The organism is Treponema bryantii (genome assembly GCF_036492245.1).
GTDB classification, from domain to species: Bacteria; Spirochaetota; Spirochaetia; order Treponematales; family Treponemataceae; genus Treponema_D; species Treponema_D bryantii_C.
This window is the reverse complement of the sequence record NZ_AP025286.1, coordinates 62,438-81,274: the sequence shown is the minus strand read 5'-3', so window position 1 is coordinate 81,274 and position 18,837 is coordinate 62,438. Positions and strand designations below refer to the sequence as shown.

15 protein-coding genes are annotated in these 18,837 nt (G+C 34.1%); 4 read left to right on the top strand and 11 right to left on the bottom strand.

Annotated elements, in window-relative coordinates; all coding sequences use genetic code 11:
* Position 1 precedes the first annotated feature (1 nt).
* Positions 2-487, top strand: a complete 486-nt coding sequence (locus tag AABJ44_RS00375) for a hypothetical protein (RefSeq protein ID WP_338369906.1) — start codon at positions 2-4, stop codon at positions 485-487.
* On the opposite strand, the gene AABJ44_RS00370 is transcribed toward AABJ44_RS00375, so the two are convergent.
* The 3 genes from AABJ44_RS00370 to AABJ44_RS00360 form a co-directional block, all read right to left on the bottom strand.
* The gene (locus AABJ44_RS00370) at positions 470-2,635 is read right to left on the bottom strand and encodes a TIGR03545 family protein (protein WP_338369904.1); all 2,166 of its coding nucleotides are present in this window, start codon (positions 2,633-2,635) and stop codon (positions 470-472) included. The genes AABJ44_RS00375 and AABJ44_RS00370 overlap by 18 nt on opposite strands.
* A gap of 12 nt (positions 2,636-2,647) precedes the next feature.
* Positions 2,648-3,163 carry a TIGR03546 family protein gene (locus AABJ44_RS00365; protein ID WP_338369902.1) on the bottom strand — a complete coding sequence of 172 codons (516 nt, stop codon included), beginning with the start codon at positions 3,161-3,163 and terminating at the stop codon, positions 2,648-2,650.
* A 134-nt stretch (positions 3,164-3,297) separates the two neighbouring features.
* Positions 3,298-4,233 carry a formylglycine-generating enzyme family protein gene (locus AABJ44_RS00360; protein ID WP_338369901.1) on the bottom strand — a complete coding sequence of 312 codons (936 nt, stop codon included), beginning with the start codon at positions 4,231-4,233 and terminating at the stop codon, positions 3,298-3,300.
* Between the two features lie 195 nt (positions 4,234-4,428).
* On the opposite strand from AABJ44_RS00360, the gene AABJ44_RS00355 reads away from it, so the two are divergent.
* A complete protein-coding gene (locus AABJ44_RS00355) occupies positions 4,429-5,052 on the top strand; it encodes a flavin reductase (protein WP_338369900.1) in 624 nt (207 codons plus the stop codon).
* Between the two features lie 319 nt (positions 5,053-5,371).
* Here the strand turns inward: AABJ44_RS00355 and AABJ44_RS00350 are convergent, their stop codons facing one another.
* Complete coding sequence (locus tag AABJ44_RS00350; protein WP_338369898.1) at positions 5,372-5,944, bottom strand: hypothetical protein; 573 nt, start codon at positions 5,942-5,944, stop codon at positions 5,372-5,374.
* A 156-nt stretch (positions 5,945-6,100) separates the two neighbouring features.
* Positions 6,101-6,541 (bottom strand): hypothetical protein, encoded by a 441-nt coding sequence (locus tag AABJ44_RS00345; protein WP_338369895.1) that lies wholly within the window; start codon positions 6,539-6,541, stop codon positions 6,101-6,103.
* 187 nt (positions 6,542-6,728) lie between these two features.
* Here AABJ44_RS00345 and AABJ44_RS00340 point away from each other — a divergent pair, with 187 nt between their 5' ends.
* The gene (locus AABJ44_RS00340; protein ID WP_338369894.1) at positions 6,729-8,765 is read left to right on the top strand and encodes a right-handed parallel beta-helix repeat-containing protein; all 2,037 of its coding nucleotides are present in this window, start codon (positions 6,729-6,731) and stop codon (positions 8,763-8,765) included.
* A gap of 7 nt (positions 8,766-8,772) precedes the next feature.
* On the opposite strand, the gene AABJ44_RS00335 is transcribed toward AABJ44_RS00340, so the two are convergent.
* Together AABJ44_RS00335 and AABJ44_RS00330 are read right to left on the bottom strand one after the other, a co-directional pair.
* Entirely contained in the window at positions 8,773-9,546 is a 774-nt protein-coding gene (locus AABJ44_RS00335; protein WP_338369893.1) for an SDR family oxidoreductase, read from the bottom strand.
* A 70-nt stretch (positions 9,547-9,616) separates the two neighbouring features.
* Positions 9,617-10,393: a TrmH family RNA methyltransferase gene (locus tag AABJ44_RS00330; protein ID WP_074643959.1), complete on the bottom strand. Its 777-nt coding sequence runs from the start codon at positions 10,391-10,393 to the stop codon at positions 9,617-9,619.
* A gap of 98 nt (positions 10,394-10,491) precedes the next feature.
* Between AABJ44_RS00330 and AABJ44_RS00325 the strand changes: the two genes are divergently transcribed.
* Positions 10,492-11,457, top strand: coding sequence for a DUF4097 family beta strand repeat-containing protein (locus AABJ44_RS00325; RefSeq protein ID WP_338369892.1), 966 nt, complete (start codon positions 10,492-10,494; stop codon positions 11,455-11,457).
* Here AABJ44_RS00325 and AABJ44_RS00320 read toward each other — a convergent pair.
* The 4 genes from AABJ44_RS00320 to AABJ44_RS00305 all read right to left on the bottom strand — a co-directional run bounded on the left by AABJ44_RS00320 (position 11,454) and on the right by AABJ44_RS00305 (position 18,788).
* Positions 11,454-12,602 (bottom strand): HlyD family secretion protein, encoded by a 1,149-nt coding sequence (locus AABJ44_RS00320; protein ID WP_338369890.1) that lies wholly within the window; start codon positions 12,600-12,602, stop codon positions 11,454-11,456. The genes AABJ44_RS00325 and AABJ44_RS00320 overlap by 4 nt on opposite strands.
* Positions 12,599-14,785: a peptidase domain-containing ABC transporter gene (locus AABJ44_RS00315; protein WP_338369889.1), complete on the bottom strand. Its 2,187-nt coding sequence runs from the start codon at positions 14,783-14,785 to the stop codon at positions 12,599-12,601. The genes AABJ44_RS00320 and AABJ44_RS00315 overlap by 4 nt, the downstream gene beginning before the upstream one ends.
* On the bottom strand, positions 14,786-17,251 hold the full coding sequence (locus AABJ44_RS00310; protein WP_338369887.1) for a class I SAM-dependent methyltransferase: 2,466 nt from the start codon (positions 17,249-17,251) through the stop codon (positions 14,786-14,788). It abuts the gene before it with no gap.
* Between the two features lie 79 nt (positions 17,252-17,330).
* On the bottom strand, positions 17,331-18,788 hold the full coding sequence (locus AABJ44_RS00305; protein WP_338369885.1) for a S41 family peptidase: 1,458 nt from the start codon (positions 18,786-18,788) through the stop codon (positions 17,331-17,333).
* Between the last annotated feature and the right edge of the window lie 49 nt (positions 18,789-18,837).

Sequence of the window (18,837 nt, the reverse complement as noted above, 5' to 3'; positions counted from 1 at the left end):
CGTGGAAGCTGAAGAGATCTCGGTCGGCGAGTTTGTGAGCCGGCTGTTTGAATTAAAACTCGCCAGAACTCAGACAAATTCACCGCGCAAGTCCGCCGCCGCGGAAGATATTCTGCGGTACGGGCATTATCGCGGATGGCTGGAAGATCAGGATGAACGACACCCGGAAGTCCTGCTAAACCGTCAGACAACAGCACGCATAGCACATATGTTTCTGCTGATTGAATTCGGAATCCCAGACTTATCAGATATAACTCCCTCAACTGTCCTTAAAGATTTATACACCTGCCGGGTCTGCGCAAATCATATTGCACAGATTTATACACGCGGCATTATAAAAATCTGGAATGAAGACGAAAACTTTAATCTTCAAAATAAAAAGGAGTCCGATTCTTCGGACTCCTCTGAGCTCTTTTTTAATCACCTGGCTCAGGTTTCAAAACCTGAAGCCCTCGAAATAATCAGAAAACTAGAACAGATTCTTTAACTGATTTCCCAGCTGCTTTTTAGCCTCATCTGTTGCTTTACCTTTCAGCTGTTTTTCAGCTTCAGTACGTTTCTGATTAAGCTGCTTTTCGAAACCAGTGGCAGTTGATAAAGAACCTGTCAGTTTTGTCTTGATATCATCAAGTGAACCAAACTGACCAAGAGCCCCACCACTTGCCTCATTGATTTTCTTTGTAAGTTCAGTCTTCAGATTATCTTTAATTTCAGCAAGCTGAGCTTCCATTTCTTTCTTAAGTGAATTGATTACCTGAACATCTGCATCAGAATCAAGATTCATCTTAAGTCCATCAGTAAGAGTAAAGCCGCTTGTAATACCTGCACGAACAGTATTGATTCTACCCATTACATTTGAATAAATCTTCGAAGCATATTCCGGCTCAAACGGAACTGTAGCAATCTTCAAATCTGTAAGAAGTCCATTTCCTGAAAGTTCAAAACCATCCTTATCGAAAATCTTAAGGATTGCATCTACTGCACACTTAGCATCGAACGAAGGAACTCCAGGATATTCACCAAACTTTTCCGCAGGAATATTCAAAGGAATATTCTTAAGTCCATAATCTGCACGAATAAGAGGTTCCTTTGTATCAGTTCTAAAATCTACAACAAGCTTTGCTTCATGCTGTAAATTATAAAGTTCCATATTGAAATCAATCTTAGCCGGCTTATTTATTATATCCTGATTACTTGCAATATCTGTAGCCTGGGCAAAGAAGTTAGGACCTGAACCAGCCATCTTTTTAATCCACAAAGCAGGAACCTTATCCTGTCTATAGAAGATGTCCCGACCTGGTGCACGCTTTACAGAATACTTCTTTTTCTCTTTCTTAACCTTTGCTTCTTTAGGCTTACTACCCTGTTTTGTCTTCAAATCAAGAATATAATCAACACCTTTCATTGCATAAGGATAATATTTTCCAAGCACATCACAGGCAACATTTTCAAACATTCCGCTAATCAGCTTTGTTCCATCTGAAATATTCAAAGACTTGATTTTATTGATTTCAGAATTTGCAAAGTTCATATCATGTGTAACTGCATTCTGAACGCTCTTTCTAAGTCCATCTGCTTCGGCTATATCTGCATTAAAGTTTTTCAGAACTCCATTAGCATCATTCTTCACCTTTTCAATATTCTTCTTGGTTGAATCAATTTTTTCAATGAATTCTTTAATCTTAAGCGGATTATTCTGAACTGCACTGTAATCAAAGTTCATAATATCATTAACAGATTTCTGAAGCTCATCGACTGTCTGTTGAACCTCTGCCGGCTTAGCCTGCCACTTTGCAACAATCTGAGGAATCTGCTCCTGAACCTGCTTAGAAAGCCCTGGAGTCTGAAGCTGTGAATAAAAATTATTCATCAAAGTTTCAGGATTAAGCTGGTTGAAAAGCCCTGTAATATTGCTTTCCAGAGAATTAGCTGCAACTGCTTTTTTCTCTGCAATCACCTGTCCAAGCTTAGATTCAGATGCTTCTTTTGCTGCCTTTTCCTTCTGCTTTTTGATTTTCTTTTCTTTCTTAGGTGGAAGTTCTCCAGAAGTCTTTCTTTCAGTACCTGTATCAACACCAAGTACAGAAAGTTCATCTGCAACAAAACGCTTTCTTAAAAGCTGTCCTAAATCAAAATCCACTGTAATTGATCCAATATCAACGAGATTTTTCATATAATCGTCTTTATTGGCAATCTCAAGCTTTTTAATCTTAAGTGATGAATCAAGCAGCTTAAAATCTACATTCTGAATATCACACTTTGCCTCAAAAATAGTCTCGCAGGCATAAGTAATTCCCTTCTTTACGATTATATTTTTGAAGGTAATAAAGCAGATTGGAATTGCTACAATAAAGGCAGCTGTTACGATAAGCGGAACAAAGTTTACACGTCCTTTTTGTTTCTTTATCTGCTTTGCCAGTGCTTTAAGACGTTTCATATCTTTCTTGGCAAGCTGTTCTGCTTTTTCTGGTGGAATTGCAAAAATTGGAATCTGTTTAGCACCCTTTTTCTCAATTTCAGTAAAAAGGCCTTTTACATATTTTTTATCTTCAGGAACATAAAGTCTTTTATAGATTTTTTTCTCGAGTTTCTTAGCTGTATATTTCTTTCTGAAAAGTGATGGTATCTTTTTCATCTTATTGCCCCCTTAGTCCTTCTTGGCTGCAAGAGCAGCTGCTTTTTTTACAAGCGGAATCTTCGAAAGGAAAACAACAAATTTTGTTTTACGAAGAACAGGAACAATCTTATTTCGTATGAGCCATATCAGCAGTCTGGCAATCAAATAAAGTGGAATATAAAGAACAAGTCCACATAAAAGTGAACCTGAGGCTATTGTATTATTGAATTTAGTAAAGCCTACAAAAGGAATATCCAGCAGCCATGCAAAAACCGGTTCGAGTTTTGGAAGTGTAAGGAACCAGTAGCCGACTGTATCAAACAGTGAATCGAACAATGGCGCCAGCAATGAAAAACAAAGTGTACAAAGAACAAGTGCACCCTTGTTTATTCTCATAAATAATACAAAAACGGTTATGATAAACCAGAAAATGTTGTTTTTAGGAAGGAATCCAAGCAGCATTCCCAAACAAACCGCATGAGCAATTTCACCAGGATGTGAATTGCTGTTCAATGCTTTTAACAATTTGACAATGAATTTAAGCATATTTGACTCCGATTTTAAAATCTTAATCTTTATTTTAACAGAAAGGTCAGAGTTTGCAAGAATAAAAAAGAAGGGCTCAGAGGCAAGCACAACTTATCTCTGAGCCCTGTTTTCTCGGATTATCGATTTCAGGCTTATTTTGCATCACGTGCAGAAAGTGCGTACTTAACTACACGGAAACCAACATCATCATAAACTCTTGTAACTGGTGCTGCATCTTTTGAAACTGCAGTTACGCCTTCTGCTGTTTTTCTATAGCTTCCGCCACGCATAATACGACGCTGAATACTTGCAGGCCATGCATTATAACACCATTCCCAGGCATTTCCATTCATGTCATACATTCCAAAAGTGTTGGCATCTTTTGTCATAACATCATGTGTTACACCATCAGAATTGTCTGAATACCATGCAACTGAAGCTAAATTCTTATTTGATACATTAGCCCAGATTTCAGAAGCCGGATCTCCTCCACGTGCAGCAAATTCCCATTCAGCTTCTGTAGGAAGTCTGTATCCATCTGCAGTAAGATCGATGATTGCATTTTCAGCTTTTCCATCTCCATCCTTTGCAGTATCAGCTTCCTTAAGCACTGCACCATTGTACTTGTAAACTGGACCAAGACCATCTTTTTCACTTGCTGCATTACACCATACAATTGCATCACGCCAGCTGATCATAGTTACCGGCTGATTTGTACCAGTTGGAGCTGCACCATCTACACCCTTATTTCCTTCACGACCGGGATTAGCAAAGGTATAGCCATTGTCTTTTGCCCATGTATAAACCTCATACCAGCGGGCATAAGTTGTTTCTGTCTGGGCGATATAGAATGCCATCAAATCAACAGGCTGTTCTACAGAAGCTTTTGAAAAAGCTGAATCTCTTTCTGCGGTAGGAGTTTCTACAAATTCAATAAGATTCTTTGAAAAACCGTTCTTTGATACAAAAATTACACGTTTTTTAGATTCCGATTTTGTACTTGCACTTTTTTTTGGCTTAGAGGCACATCCTGTAAAAATCATTGCTGCCAGTAAAGCCGAAATTGAAAGAATTGTTAATTTCTTCATACTGATAACTCCTTGGTTTTAAACCTATTGTTATTTTACCATGGATTATAACATCCTTCCATTTAAAAAGTGTTACTCAAATTTGGTTACATTTTTACTTTTAAGTTCTTATTATTCTGTTATATTCAGTTTTTTTGATTGCCTGAATGAAAAAGCCATCTTATAATCAAATTCAAACTATATACAGGAGTTCCTATGGATCCAAAAGCTCTTTTTTCTCTTTCTTACGGTGTTTTTATTCTCGGCTCGCATGATGACAAAAAAATCAATGCATGTGTTACAAATACCTGTATGCAGGTTGCTGCAAATCCTAATCGTCTTGCAATTACTGTAATCAATCAGAATTACACCTGCGGTCAGATTAAAGAGTGCGGAACTTTTGCCCTTTCTGTCCTCGATAAATCAGTTACATTCCCTACAATTGAGCACTTTGGCTTTCAGAGTGGCCGTGATGTAGATAAATTCGCTGATTTCGAGCATTCCCTCGATGCCAATGGAAACCCTTATCTGAACAGTCAGGTATGCGCCCTGTTTACCTGTAAGGTTATCAGCTCTCAGGATTTAGGTACTCATACTCTTTTTGTTGCTGAAATTGAAGATTCTAAGGTTTTAAGTGATAAAGCTCCTCTTACCTATGCTGATTATCATAAGGATATTAAGCCTAAGCCAGGTGCTGCAGCCGAACCAGACAAAAAGATTATCGGCTGGCGCTGCAAAATCTGCGGTTACGAATATGAAGGTGCCGAACTCCCTGCCGATTATGAATGCCCTATCTGCGGACATCCAGCCGAGGATTTTGAGCCTATTTACGAGAAATAATCTTAGCAGCCGGTCGCGCTTTCCGCTGTTCCGCTTCCGCTCCATTCCTGCGCTCATTTCATTCGCTCCGGAACGCCTTCGGCGCAGCTCCAATCTCTTACCCTTTTCTTCTTATTACTTTTTCGTAAAGAAAATACACTTTCGTATTATAAATGTATTTTCTTTACGACTCAAATCGCCATGACTTATTTGAGTCGTGTTTTCGAAATGTCAAAGAACCTACTTCGATATAATTTTCAGGTAAATTATATCGAGGTTTTCTGATTTTTATATATCACAGTTAGAATTTATAATATTATATTCTTAAGACAAAATTAATTTATTCTACATAAGAATGATAAATTGTATCAATTGGAATCAATAAATCAGGATTTTCAATATTAACTCCAAGATTCATACAAAAGTTCTTCATTTTTTCATAATTAAACTTCTTAGTAGTTCCACGCTCTTTATATAAATCCCCCATCTCAAAATCTTGTTCGGGTCCATTTTCGAAAAACACCCAGCGCTCCCCGTCTTTCATACTATAAATAACTCTTTTTTTGGCACCATTAAAATAATATAATTCATAAGCAGGATACATTGATTCATTATCTACAAAAATATATAACCCTTCATATCCGTATTTTGCACAAGTAAATTCAATATTTGTAATCCAATTATCTGAAATATTATTTACATAAACAACGAAAGAATCTTTTTGCCGGAAAAGATATCCCTCATATTTTTTTAACCCAGTAACATTGTTTAATGGTTTTATTTCATCTTTTGATCTTTTTTCATGAATAAAGTTTATACTTAAATTTGAATATTTTGATAAATCAAATAATTCATCTTTACAAAAAGAATCTATATTTTTTATATTAAAAAATAGTCCAAATTTTAGAATCACTTTGAGATCTCCATTTTTTTATACTAAAATAATTTTCGATTTCATTTTTTTTACCCGCTTTTTACAATTATTATATTGTTCCAATATTCTTCTAATCACTTCATCAGAATTATCTTCTTCGTCTTAACTTAAAATGGCATATCTATCATTTTCGAACTATGAAATATTGGTAAAACACGTTATACACCATCCATCGAATTCATCTTCGTAAATTTCAACTCTCATCTGAAATTCTGGATAGTTTTTGTAAAAATATGCCTCCCAAGCAGTTTTTATGACTTCTGCCAACATTTTTACATTCTGCTTATCATTGTCTGTTTCACATTGAAAAATACATTCAAGAAAAAAACAATTAATATATTTTTCCAAAGACGATTTCTCTTTAAATTGATTTTTATATTTATGCAAAAATTTATATTGTCTACTTTGTTTTATAAAAACGCAATTCTCCTCTATACTGATTTCTGGCAAAAATAATTGACTTGCTAATAATAACTGTTCAATGGTCAGTTTAATTGGTAAATAATCAAAAAAAGAAAAATCCTCATTATTTTTCTTCCATTCGTTGTAATCTTTTAATTTCTCTAAATACTTCATAATAACCTCAATAATAACCAACAGTGTTCTTTGAATCTCTTATTTTTAAAATAGTTTATTATTTCAAATCACAAATAATCAAAATAAGACAAGACATTTCTACTATATTTTTATAACTTTCTTATAGGAAATTCCCTTATATACAGTATCATTTATACTGTAATATAATTTTTTCAGGAGTGTCTATATGAAATATTATGTTGATTGCAGAGCAGCTGCAGGCGGAGATGGTTCAGAAAACAAGCCTTTTAATAAAATTCAGCAGGCAGCTGATATTGCAGTTGCTGGAGATGAAGTAATTGTTGCTCCAGGTATATACCGCGAATATGTAGATCCTAAAAATGCAGGAGAAGAAGGTAAGCCTATTGTTTACCGTTCTGCAAAGCCTAGAGAAGCTCATATCACTGGAGCTGAAGTTCTTTCTGGCTGGACTAAAGTAGATGGTACTGTTTATACAGCCCGCGTTTCAAACAAGATTTTCGGTGATTATAACCCTTACACAACTCTCGTAAGCGGCGACTGGTTTATTGCTTACTTTATTGCTCATACCGGAGATGTATATCTCAACGGAAAATCTATGTACGAAGTTCAGTCTCTTGATGAAGTAAAAAAGGCTGAACCTAGTGATTCTGCATGGGATACAGAGTTTTCCCGCTACAAATGGTATGCCGAGCAGGATACTTCTACAGACGAAACTGTATTCTATGCAAACTTCTTAGGAAGAGATCCTTCAAAAGATAATATTGAAATCAGCGTTCGCAGAAACGGCTTCTATCCTTCAAAAGAAGGAGTAGGCTACATTACTTTGAACGGTTTTGTTGTTTCTCAGGCTGCAACTCAGTGGGCACCTCCAACAGCTTACCAGGAAGGTATGGTTGGTCCACACTGGTCTAAGGGCTGGATTATTGAAGACTGTGAGATTTATGAATCAAAATGTTCCGGAATATCTCTAGGAAAATATCTTCAGCCGGAAAATGATAACAAATGGCTTAAGACAAAATACAAGGACGGAACTCAGACAGAACGCGACTGTATCTGCCAGGCTCAGGTTGAAGGCTGGTCTAAAGAACGCATAGGTTCACATATCATCCGTAACTGTGAAATCCACGACTGCGGTCAGACAGGTATTGTAGGTCACCTTGGTGGAGTTTTCTCTCTGATTGAAAATAATCACATTCACCACATCAATAATAAACAGAATCTTGCTGGTGCCGAAATTGGTGGTATCAAAATGCATGCTGCAATCGACTGTATTTACCGCCGTAACCATATTCATCACTGTACACGCGGTATCTGGCTCGACTGGCAGGCTCAGGGAACACGCGTAACACAGAACTTCTTCCACGACAATATTCCTCCACAGCATCCTGGTAAGGAAATTAAGGCCGAAGTTGCAGAAGACCTCTTTATTGAAGTTTCACATGGACCAACTCTTGTAGACAACAATATCTTCCTTTCTCCACGTGCTCTCAAACTTGCTACTCAGGGTGTTGCTGTAATTCATAATATTCTTGCAGGAAGTTTTACTGCAGTTGGTCGAGGCTGTAATAACGGTGCTCCAAACCGCCCTTCTCCACGCTACACTCCATACCACATGAAGCACCGCACAGAAGTTGCAGGTTTTATGACTATTCTTCATGGAGACTGTAAATTCTACAATAATATCTTTATTCAGAAACCAATTTGCGATGAATTCAAAGCTCGCATGGTTGCAAATGAAAAGAACGACTGGGATGATTCAAACTTTGTTGTAGGAACTGTTCCTTATAATAACTATCCTACTTTTGATGAATGGAAAGCTCAGTTTGAAGGCTATTGCGGAATGGGTTCAGAAACTACAGACCGTTATTACAGTGAACTTCCTGTATGGGCTGGCGGAAACCTTTATTTCAATGGTGCAAAACCAATGTCAAAAGAAACTGATGCTTACGTTAATTCTGAAAATAATGTAGAAATTGATTGTGAAGAAAAGGATGGTAAGATTTATCTTAAAACAAATCTTTATGAATTGGTTTCAACAGGTAAAGTTCCAGCTGATGCTATGTTATGTAAGCTGATGCACACTGAAGATATTGCTCCAGCCTTTGAACCGGAACAGAATTACGAAAATCCAGATGGAAGTCCTATTATTTTCAATATCGACTTCTTTGGAAAAAAACGCGGCGAAAAGCCTGTTGCAGGACCTTTCGCCGATGGAAGTGAAATTAAAGATTCACTGTTCTAATTGTCGCCTACATAGCAGTGTAGCCGCCATCAACCGGCAGGATTACACCTGTTACATAGCTCGAAGCCGGGCTGGCAAGGAAGAGTGCTGCTGTATCAAGCTCACCTTCGTTGCCATAACGGCTGAGAGGAATCATTGTCTGAGCATTCTGCTGGAAGAAATCTGAATCCAGAGTTTCTTTTGTAAGCGGGCTGTAGAAATAACCCGGGCAGATTGCGTTTACATTGATGCCGTATTTTCCCCATTCACTTGCAAGACCACGAGTCATGTTTACAACACCACCCTTAGCTGCATGATAAGGTGAACATGGAGCAACTTTATTTCCAACAAGACCATACATAGAAGCTATGTTGATGATGCGTCCGTACTTTGCAGGAATCATAGCTTTTTTAGCAATTGCACGAGCCATGCGGAAAGAACCGAACATATCAATATTGATTTCGTTGTAGAACTGATCATCTGTAATGTCCTCAGCAGGAGCAACAGCACCAGTTCCAGCATTGTTGATAAGAATATCGATACGGCCGAATTTAGCCATGATTTCATCAACAACAGCGTTTACGCGCTCTGTATCAGTAATATCACACTGAATACCAACAGCTTCTACCTTATATGTATCTGCAATTTCTTTTGCAACTGCATCAATCAATTCTTTACGGCGGGCAATGGCAACAATTTTAGCTCCCTGATTAGCAAGAGCCTTAGCCATCTGAACACCAAGACCTGTAGAACAGCCGGTTACAACAGCAACCTGACCGGTCAAATCAAAATAATTCTTCATAAAAAACCCCTTTGCTTTTTATAATATACTGAAATTTTCCCAAATCGGGAAGTTAGTTTTTACTAACAGGTTATTTTTTTGTCATTTCGTAAAAAATAATACTTGAAGCCTGCGCAACGTTAAGGCTGTCTACAAGACTTTCACTCACACCTTCTGACATACCGCCCCAAGGAATAATAACCAGCTCATCACAGTTTTTACGCACTGCTTCACTAATTCCATGCTCTTCATTTCCAAGTACAACTAGAATTGGCTTTTTGCGAGCATCTGCGGTGCTTAAATAACTAACCTGCTTTTTTGCACTAAGATCTGTACCAACACGAAGCATTTTTCCGGAAAGCGCTTCGAGTAATCGTACACTTGAATTTACGCTATAGATGTTTACATATTCCATTCCACCTTCTGCTACACGATAACTGCTGGTAGTAATAGAGCTCTGAGCTTCGTCATTCGGAATCACAATATTCTTTATTCCAAAAAAAGCAGCACTTCTTACAATGGCACCAAAGTTATTTGCATTGCCAATGCGGTCCAGCAATACGGCACTCTCACCACGCTCAATCCAACCATCTGTAATATCGCTGTCCAGAGGCTCAATCTGAGGTGCCTCAATCATTGCAACAACACCCTGATGATGCACCGTTCCACTCAATTTCTCCAAGTCGGCTGCCGGCTTCTGATTATATATTCCATGCACCTTAGCCAGCTTTTTGCATAAACCGCCGAATTTAGGGGCAACTTCTTCTGTAAAATAAAGGCGGGTAATCTTCTCCGGATGATTTTTCTCGAGCTTTTTAACAGTTGCAAAACCACAAACTGCAAGCTCATTATTTTTCTTGTTCTTCATAAGTCTAATATACACAAATAAAACTAAAATTGATATATTAAATATGGAAGTAACATTTCCCGCCCTACGGAGTGTTGAATTCAATAAGAGGTATCATAATGAAAAAACTTTTCACAACAATAATTCTTGCTTCACTCACATTTGGACTTTTTGCCCTTCCAAATCTGATTAAAAAAGAACAGTTCGGTGCAAATGCCTTAGAAAATCTTGAATTTGAACTTACTTCAGAGAATATTACAATCAAAGAAACCTATGACACCACAAGCATAGAAGTTGAAATCTACTGCAACTATAAAAAATATATTCCGGAAGTTTCAGTTTCCGGATCAACACTTTATATAGAATCTGTAAGAAAGGGTGTCAGCTTTTTCCCGGATCCAACAGGCCTCAACTGTACAGTAATTGTTTACGTTCCACAAAAAAAAGACTTCGATGAAATCTCCATTAAGATTTCCAGTGGAGAAATAAATATTGAACGTCCGCTTTCAGCTAAAAATGAAATCAGACTCTCAGCTTCAAGCGGTGAAATTAATTCTGAAAAAGGACTTTTTTCTGACAATATAAAGATTACTTCAAGCAGTGGTGATATCGACCTTTACAACCTGGATTCAGATGAATTAAATGTTACTTCAAGCAGTGGAGACATCAAATTAAAGAAATTTACTGGTGAAACAGGAGAAATCCACTCAACAAGCGGTGAAATAGAAATTGAAGACTTTGCCTGCGAATATGCAGAATTTAAATCAACAAGCGGAAAAATCTCTGTAAAGAAACTCGACTGCGATTATTTTGATGCCCACAATTCAAGCGGTGGCGTTGCCCTTGAACTCAAAACAGAACCAACCGCCAGCTCTTCAATAGAATGCTCAAGCGGAAACATCGATCTTTACATTCCAATGCGTGCTAAATTCTCAGTAGATGCTTCATGCACTTCCGGCACCTTCCGCGACAAGTTCAACAACAACCGCCTGAACCCTCGCGAAAGCTACAAAATGGACTACAACGGCGGTGGTGCAGAAATCAAACTCCGCACCTCCTCTGGAAACATCACACTGGATTACTAATCCTTTAAATTAATTTTTTCTAAAACGTAAGCCATAAGTTTCTTCTGGTTTACTTTTATTCTTGCAATTCCAGTCATACCGGGTCTAAGATAACTTAATGTTCCTTTTTTACTTTTGATAGTACTATCTTTAATTTCAATATCTATCTGGTAATAAGGAACATTATTTTCATATATAGTATCTGCTCCGATTCTGGAAACATAACCTTTTATCTGTCCATATTCATGTTCATTGAATGCAGAAAGTTTAATTTTTACTTCCTGTCCAATTTTTATATCCGAAATATCTTTTTCAAGAATATTTACAATTGCTTTTATATTGTCAGAATTTAAAGGAACTATTCTAATTATGTTTTCCCCACTTCCAAGTAAATCTCCAACACTGAAAGTCGTTAATTCTTCAACAATGCCATCTTTAGTTGCAATTATTTCACATTGCGATAATTGTTCTTCCAATTGTTTTAATTTCTGGGCTAAATCTGCCTTTTCTTTTTGTAGATTATAATTCTCTAACAATAGAGAATACATAAAATCAGCAGAAAATTTATCTAAATCTGCCTTAGCTATATCCCTCTCATTTTTTAACTCAAAGATTTTCTGACTGTAAGTTAAAGCATCAGGTAATGCAATTTCATTTTTATATAACATATCTGCTTTTTCAAAATATAATTTCTTTTGATTTTTCTCAGAAAAATATATATTTGCCCTGATACTTGCTTCATCAATTTCATTAGGAATTTCTTCACTCTCAATAATTTTTTTTAATTTATCAAGAACATCAAGCTTGTTTTCATTTCGTAGAATTTGGAGCTTCGTATTTTCAATGTCTGACATAATTACATCAGAATCAAGAGAAAAAAGAAGATCTCCTGTTTTTACAATAGAGCCATTTACATAATTTTTTTCTCTAACAATTCCACTATTTCGGATTTTTATTATTGAAACTTCATTTTTCGGACGTATTACAGCGTTTCCTTTTACAACAATATCAAAATTAGAAACTATCATCCAAATAAAAAAAGATATAATAAAGGCTAATACTAAAAAAACAAATCTATAGTATTTCTTTGAAATTTTTAAATCAAAAAAATCTCTACTGAATTTGAAATCATCAAATTTTATTGTTGTAACTACTTTTTCACTCATTTTGAACTCTCCCAAAGTTTTTGATACAGCCCCTTATTAACCTTTAACTGTTCATGAGTTCCTTCTTCAACAATTCTTCCATGTTCCATAACAAAAATCTTATCGCAATTTATGACAGTAGTAAGTCTATGAGCAATTAGAATAGTAGTAACTTTTTCTTTTCTTAAGTTCTTTAAGGTTTCATGAATACTTCGTTCGCTGATATTATCCAAACTACTGGTGGCTTCATCAAAAATCAGTAACTCTGGTTTTCCTAAAAGTGCCCTGGCCAAAGCTATACGCTGGCGTTCTCCACCACTTAATGATGACCCCCTTTCAGATAATATGGTATTGTATCGTCCTGGTAGTTTACTTATAAATTCATGAGCCCCTGCTTTCTTGCTGGCTTCAATAATATCTTCAATCGTTGCGTTAGATTTATGAAGTGAAATATTATCTGCTATTGTTCCTGAAAACAAAAATATATCTTGTGGAACATATCCAATTTTGCTTCTTAAATAAAAAGTATCCAAATCCTCGAGATTGTTATTATCAAGAACGATATCACCATTCTGAGGCTTATAAAATTTTAATAATAATTTTACAAGAGTTGATTTTCCACTTCCACTTTCTCCAACAAAAGCTACCCAATCGCCTTTATTTATAGAAACATTAATATCAAATAAAATCTGTCTTCGGGTACCATAAGTAAAATCTACATTCTTTATTTGTAATTCACCTTCAATCTTTTCAGGCCGGATATATCTGCTAATTCTTGATTTTTCAGGATTTTCTTCAAATTCTTCATCTAATTCCAGAATTTCCATAATTCTGTCTGCTGACACAAGAGCTTCCTGTACCTTTGGCTGAAGATTCACTAAACGATTTAAAGGTCCTAAAAAATACGCCAGAAGTGCGTTAAATGAGAACAGTTCACCTAAACTCATTTTACCTTTCAGAATCAAAAAACTTCCAACCCAGAAAATTAGATTTGTACCGCTTTCACTAAAGAAATCTGTAAAAATATTTCTAATCGTTTGCCAGACATTTAATTTAAAATATGTCCAAACTGATTTTGTCTGCAATTTTTCATATTCAGCAAAAGCATATTCACTGGCATTCAGAGCTTTTATTGTTGTTCCGCCATTCATAGTTTCAACTAAATAAGAATCCACATTTGCATTCTCTGCAGTATATTTTCTGTATTGTTTTGCAAAAGGTTTTGCGGTAATCCAAATAATAATTGACGAAACTGGCACCATACTTACAGCTATGCCAAAAAGCATTTTATTTTTTATTAAAAGAATTGCTCCAACAACAAATACCATTAACGTATCCATAATTACAGTAATGGCAGCATCAGTTAATGTAGTACGGATTTTTTGTGCATCGCGCATTCTCGATAAGATTTCGCCTGTTCTTCTTGTATCAAAAAAAGAAACAGGTAATTTCATTACATGACTGAAATAAGCAAATATTAAATGAAAATCAATCTTTGTAGAAAATACATTTAACATATAACTTCTTATTGCAGTTAAAAAACTTCTGAAAAGCGATAATATCAAAACCCCAACAGAAAGCACAGTAAGAGTAGATAAACTGTTTGAGTAAATTACTTCATCAATTACATATTGGAAATAAAAGGATGTAACAATTCCAAATAAAATAAGAAGAAAAGAGACAATACTCACTACAGATAATAAACCCATATGTGGTTTCAAAATAGGTAGAAAACGACCTAGAGAATTTCTTTTTTCTTCCTTTGTAATTTTAAAATCAGAAGAAGGGGTAAGAAAAAGACAATATCCCGTCCATTCTTTACAGAAATCTTCTATCGAAAGTGAGCATTTATTTCTATAAATATCAGGATCATAAATATATACTCGTTTCTTTGTTATTTTGCGAACTACAACATAATGAAAAAATTCATTACCATTGTCTGCTACTGCTTCATGAGCAATAAAGGGTACCGGTAAATCAGGAGTTATATGTTTTTTTTCACCTTTCAAGGCCCGTGCATTAAAAGAAAGATCTTTCGCGGCAATAATCATACCGTTTAAATTTGTACCGTTTTTATCTGTTCCAGACACTTCGCGGATTCTTTTTAAACTTACCTGACATTTAAAGTAGCTTGCTATCATTGCAAGACAAGCACAGCCACAGTCACTCTGATCAAGTTGTTGTATATATTTCATAAACCCCATTTATTTCTTATATCCTATATATTCAATTTTATCCTGAGCCCAGTCAAATCCTTGAAAACCATTTGGTAAATCTGCTTTTGCATCAAAGGGTTTGAGTGAAATTGTTAAACTATCTCCAATTGGAGAAGTCTTCATAATTTTCATAGCATAGCTCCTTACCAATAGTTCTTTCTGCAGCATTGAAATACAAAAATCATAATAAAATGCATAACTATTTGGGCGACACAAATACGCTTTATTTGAACCTGCAAGGAAGAGTCTTAATGTAAATTCGTTATTACTCAGGTACTTATAGGTTGCTTCTGTAATTTGTGGATATTCAATATTAAAGAAATCATCTACAACAATAACGCCATCTTTAGATAGTAATTTTTCTGCCAAAACCAAATCATTGTAAACACTTTCACCAACATGACATCCATCAATATGAATAAAACGTGTTTTCTTCATATAATTTTTTTCTTCGGAATAATAATCAAATTCTTCTGAATAACCAGAATAAATCTGAAGAAAAGATTCATCTTTACCAGTGATGTCTTTCAAGTTAGCAAAAATTTCTTCTTTATTATTTTCTAACAATGGATCTATCAGTAATAATCTTTCATTCTCTCGTAAGAATTTTGCAATCTCAATTGCCGATTTACCTTTCCAGGTACCAATTTCAAAACAATTTCCCAAAATGCTATTTTTTTCTTGAAGACTGAGAATGCTATCAAATATAGCTCTTGAGAGTCCGCTAAACCAGCCGTCAAGCTTATCAAACTTCTGTTGTTCAAGAATAAACTTTTTATTAACTGGAAGTTTCTTGTTTTCATTAATAAAATTATTTACTTCTTGTTTACCAGTAACAATATTCATAACAGACTTCAGTTCATGCATTTCCATCAAAGTTGCATAAAATTTAAATACTTTTTTTATTATCTCTTTTCTGTAAATACATTCAATTTCATTTATTTCATTTCCTGTAAGCAGCGTGTAATAATAACAGGTACCGCCACATAAGTTTTTTGCAAAACAATTTTTACATTTTTCTTTTTGATCTACGGTTTTATTATCTTCAATATCTGCATAAGTAATATTGTCTCTAAAGGTTCCTATCTTTTGTTCCAGGTCAACAGTAGATTCACAATGATATAATTCTCCTTCTGCATTTACCGATAGTTTTTCACCCCAATCACATCTTTTGGTAGTAAATCCTTTTGTATAATAATTTTGCAATGCATCAAAGAAATAATGTGGTTTTAGGAAATTTATATAAAAATAATCTTTATTCTTTATTCCATCTATTACTCGTTCCAAAAGTTTATCAAAGTTTGCTAAATACTCATAAAGTATTTCCTTACTGAATTTAAGATTTTCACTTCGTACCAGTTGAAAATTCATAGAGTTTATTTTTAAGCTTTTAAAGAAATCGACAATTTCTAAAAGATTTATATTTTTTGGAGTAATAACACTATTGATATTTACTTTAATGTTATTCTTCTGTAATAATTCAATTCCTTTTATTACATCGTTAAATGAAGATTTTCCGTTTGCATAATTTCTTGAATAATTATTTATGTATTCAGGTCCATCAATACTAATCCAGAAATCTGTTTTATACATGCCTTTTATAAAATCAATATGCTCTTGATTTAAAAGAGTACCGTTTGAATAGAAGAATAAAGTATAATATTTTACTTTTGGCTCTTTAATCAGCCCCTCGAATTGCTCATTAAGAAGAATTCTGTTTGCCATGGCACTTTTTTGTTTAAAAAGCTTATTTGAAAAAGCAATCATTGATTTTACATATTCATCTTTTTGTATCTGCCAGTAATTCCACAACGACTCATTTTTCAGGATTTGATTTAATATTTTTAAATAAGAATCTTCAATTTCGCCAGGTTTATCACATCTTTCAGACTTATATTTTTCCTGTATTTCAATCGGTAGTTTTTCAAATAATTGTTTTTCAGAAATCTTAATAAAATCCTCATGCTTAAATAAAAAGCCTTCATGATCTGCTATTATCTCATCAAAGTCTTTTAACAATTGGAAATCTAATAAAGGTTCAGATGTAAAACCAAAACTAAAAATATACTCAGGTGCTTCTGGCATATATTTTGTAGTGGCAAATTCAACAATTTCCAGAAGATTTTCTTTTGTAAGATGACTTTTATTTTCGTGTTTTCTGTAGCAATAAATACAATTCAAATTACATTTATTTGAAACATTTATTGTTATAAAACATTTCTTTTGACGAAAAGTAGGAACAGTCTTTTCTTTTGCGTTAATAAGATTTTGTATATCCTGACGGGAATTTTCCGGAAAATCAGATAAATTAAAATTATCAGTATTTTTTTCAAGTATTTCCTTAAATTTTTCCGAAACTTCCTTTTCTATATTGTATATTTCTTTTGTAAAATTATCATATAAATAATTATTCTTTTCTGTATCAAATAAATAAAAACGATTGTTATAGTCCATTTTCTAATCCTTTTAATATTTTTATTTACAACCCAACAAAATTATAAAATATTGTCAGGTAGCATTTCCCATAATTGTTTTACTCAAGAGCCAAATCATTTATAAACTTAAATAAGTTATCTTCGTTATTCAGATTCAAAACAGATTCAATAGTTTTTTTCAAATCTTTTACACTACACCAGTAATCAGGATAATACCCTTTACCTTCGCCTTTAAATTTTTTTGATTTTGATACATTTTCAGAAAAATCGGTAAATCCACAGGTGACCTGCAAACCACTGTTAGAAAGATGATAAGATAAAAGGTTCCCGAAAGAAGCACATCCTGCAGTATTTGTTCCAATCTGTATTAGCTGATTTTTTTTCTTGAAAAAAAGATAAGCCTGTTCAAGAATTGATTCTCCAGAAGATGCCACTCCATTGTCAGTGATTATAATGATTTTTCCTTCGTATGCAGGTTCTTTAAAATCAACTTTAGATTCTAAAACCCGTTCTATAAGTAATTGTGGTTTTCGATTGAATTTTTTTTCTAATTTTATGATTTTATTTAGCATTTTTTTATTGCTTTGAACTGATAAATCACAAAATCTGTTTAATGAATATTTAGCTGCTTTTATTGACGCCAAAGAATAAATCCATTTTTCAGGTGCTCTATATTTACATAAAAATTTTTCAGATTTTTTCTTATTGTTAAAATATAAATCAGAATAAAACTTTAAGGAATAACTGTCATCTCCACCATGGTTTCCTCTTATATCCAGAATAATTACATCCTTATTTTTACATTTATCTGCTGAATTCGAAAAATATTGTATTTGTTCTTTTTGATCTTCATTGTTATAGCAACAACGATTATATCTTATCCAGATTGCTTTATTACACTCTTTAATTTTAAATGAAAAACCTTCATTATTTGATAATTCTCTGCAAACCGGCAGAACAACCTCTTTATTATTAATTTTTATGATGATTTCAGATTGATTATTTTCGGATAAAATACCTAATCTATAGATATTTTTACCTTTAGCCGGATATTCAAATAAATAATCAGCTATATTTTCAAGTTGAACAATGCTTCCTGTTTTAATTGCTTTGTCTGGACTCTCATTTACAAATATTTTTCCATCTTTTTTTATTACATATAGATCCGAGAAATAAATATTTAAATTTTTAATAAAATGATAATTAATTGAAGTATTTTTATTAGAAGATTTAATAGTAAAATGGGTATCTGATATATATGGCGAAAAATTTTGATAAAGACTTTCTGCAAAATCTGAGAGCTTTACAACTGGAGCCTTATTCAATTTGGATATAACAGCCTTCTTTTCATTCTCAATATTCAAGCCTTTTATTTTCGCTGCTTCAAATCCTGCATAGCAGTTTTCCAGAATATAACAGAATTCTTCAAGATCATTTTCCATTTGTTCAAGTGAAATTTCTTCAACTTCTGAATATTTAGAAAGAGTAGCTAAATCATATGGAATAATCTTATTTTTTATAATTTGTTTTTTAAAATTTTTTTTTGAAAAGATCATAAAATACCATTATTAAAACCCGTGAAAAAAAAGATTTTTTTTCACGGGA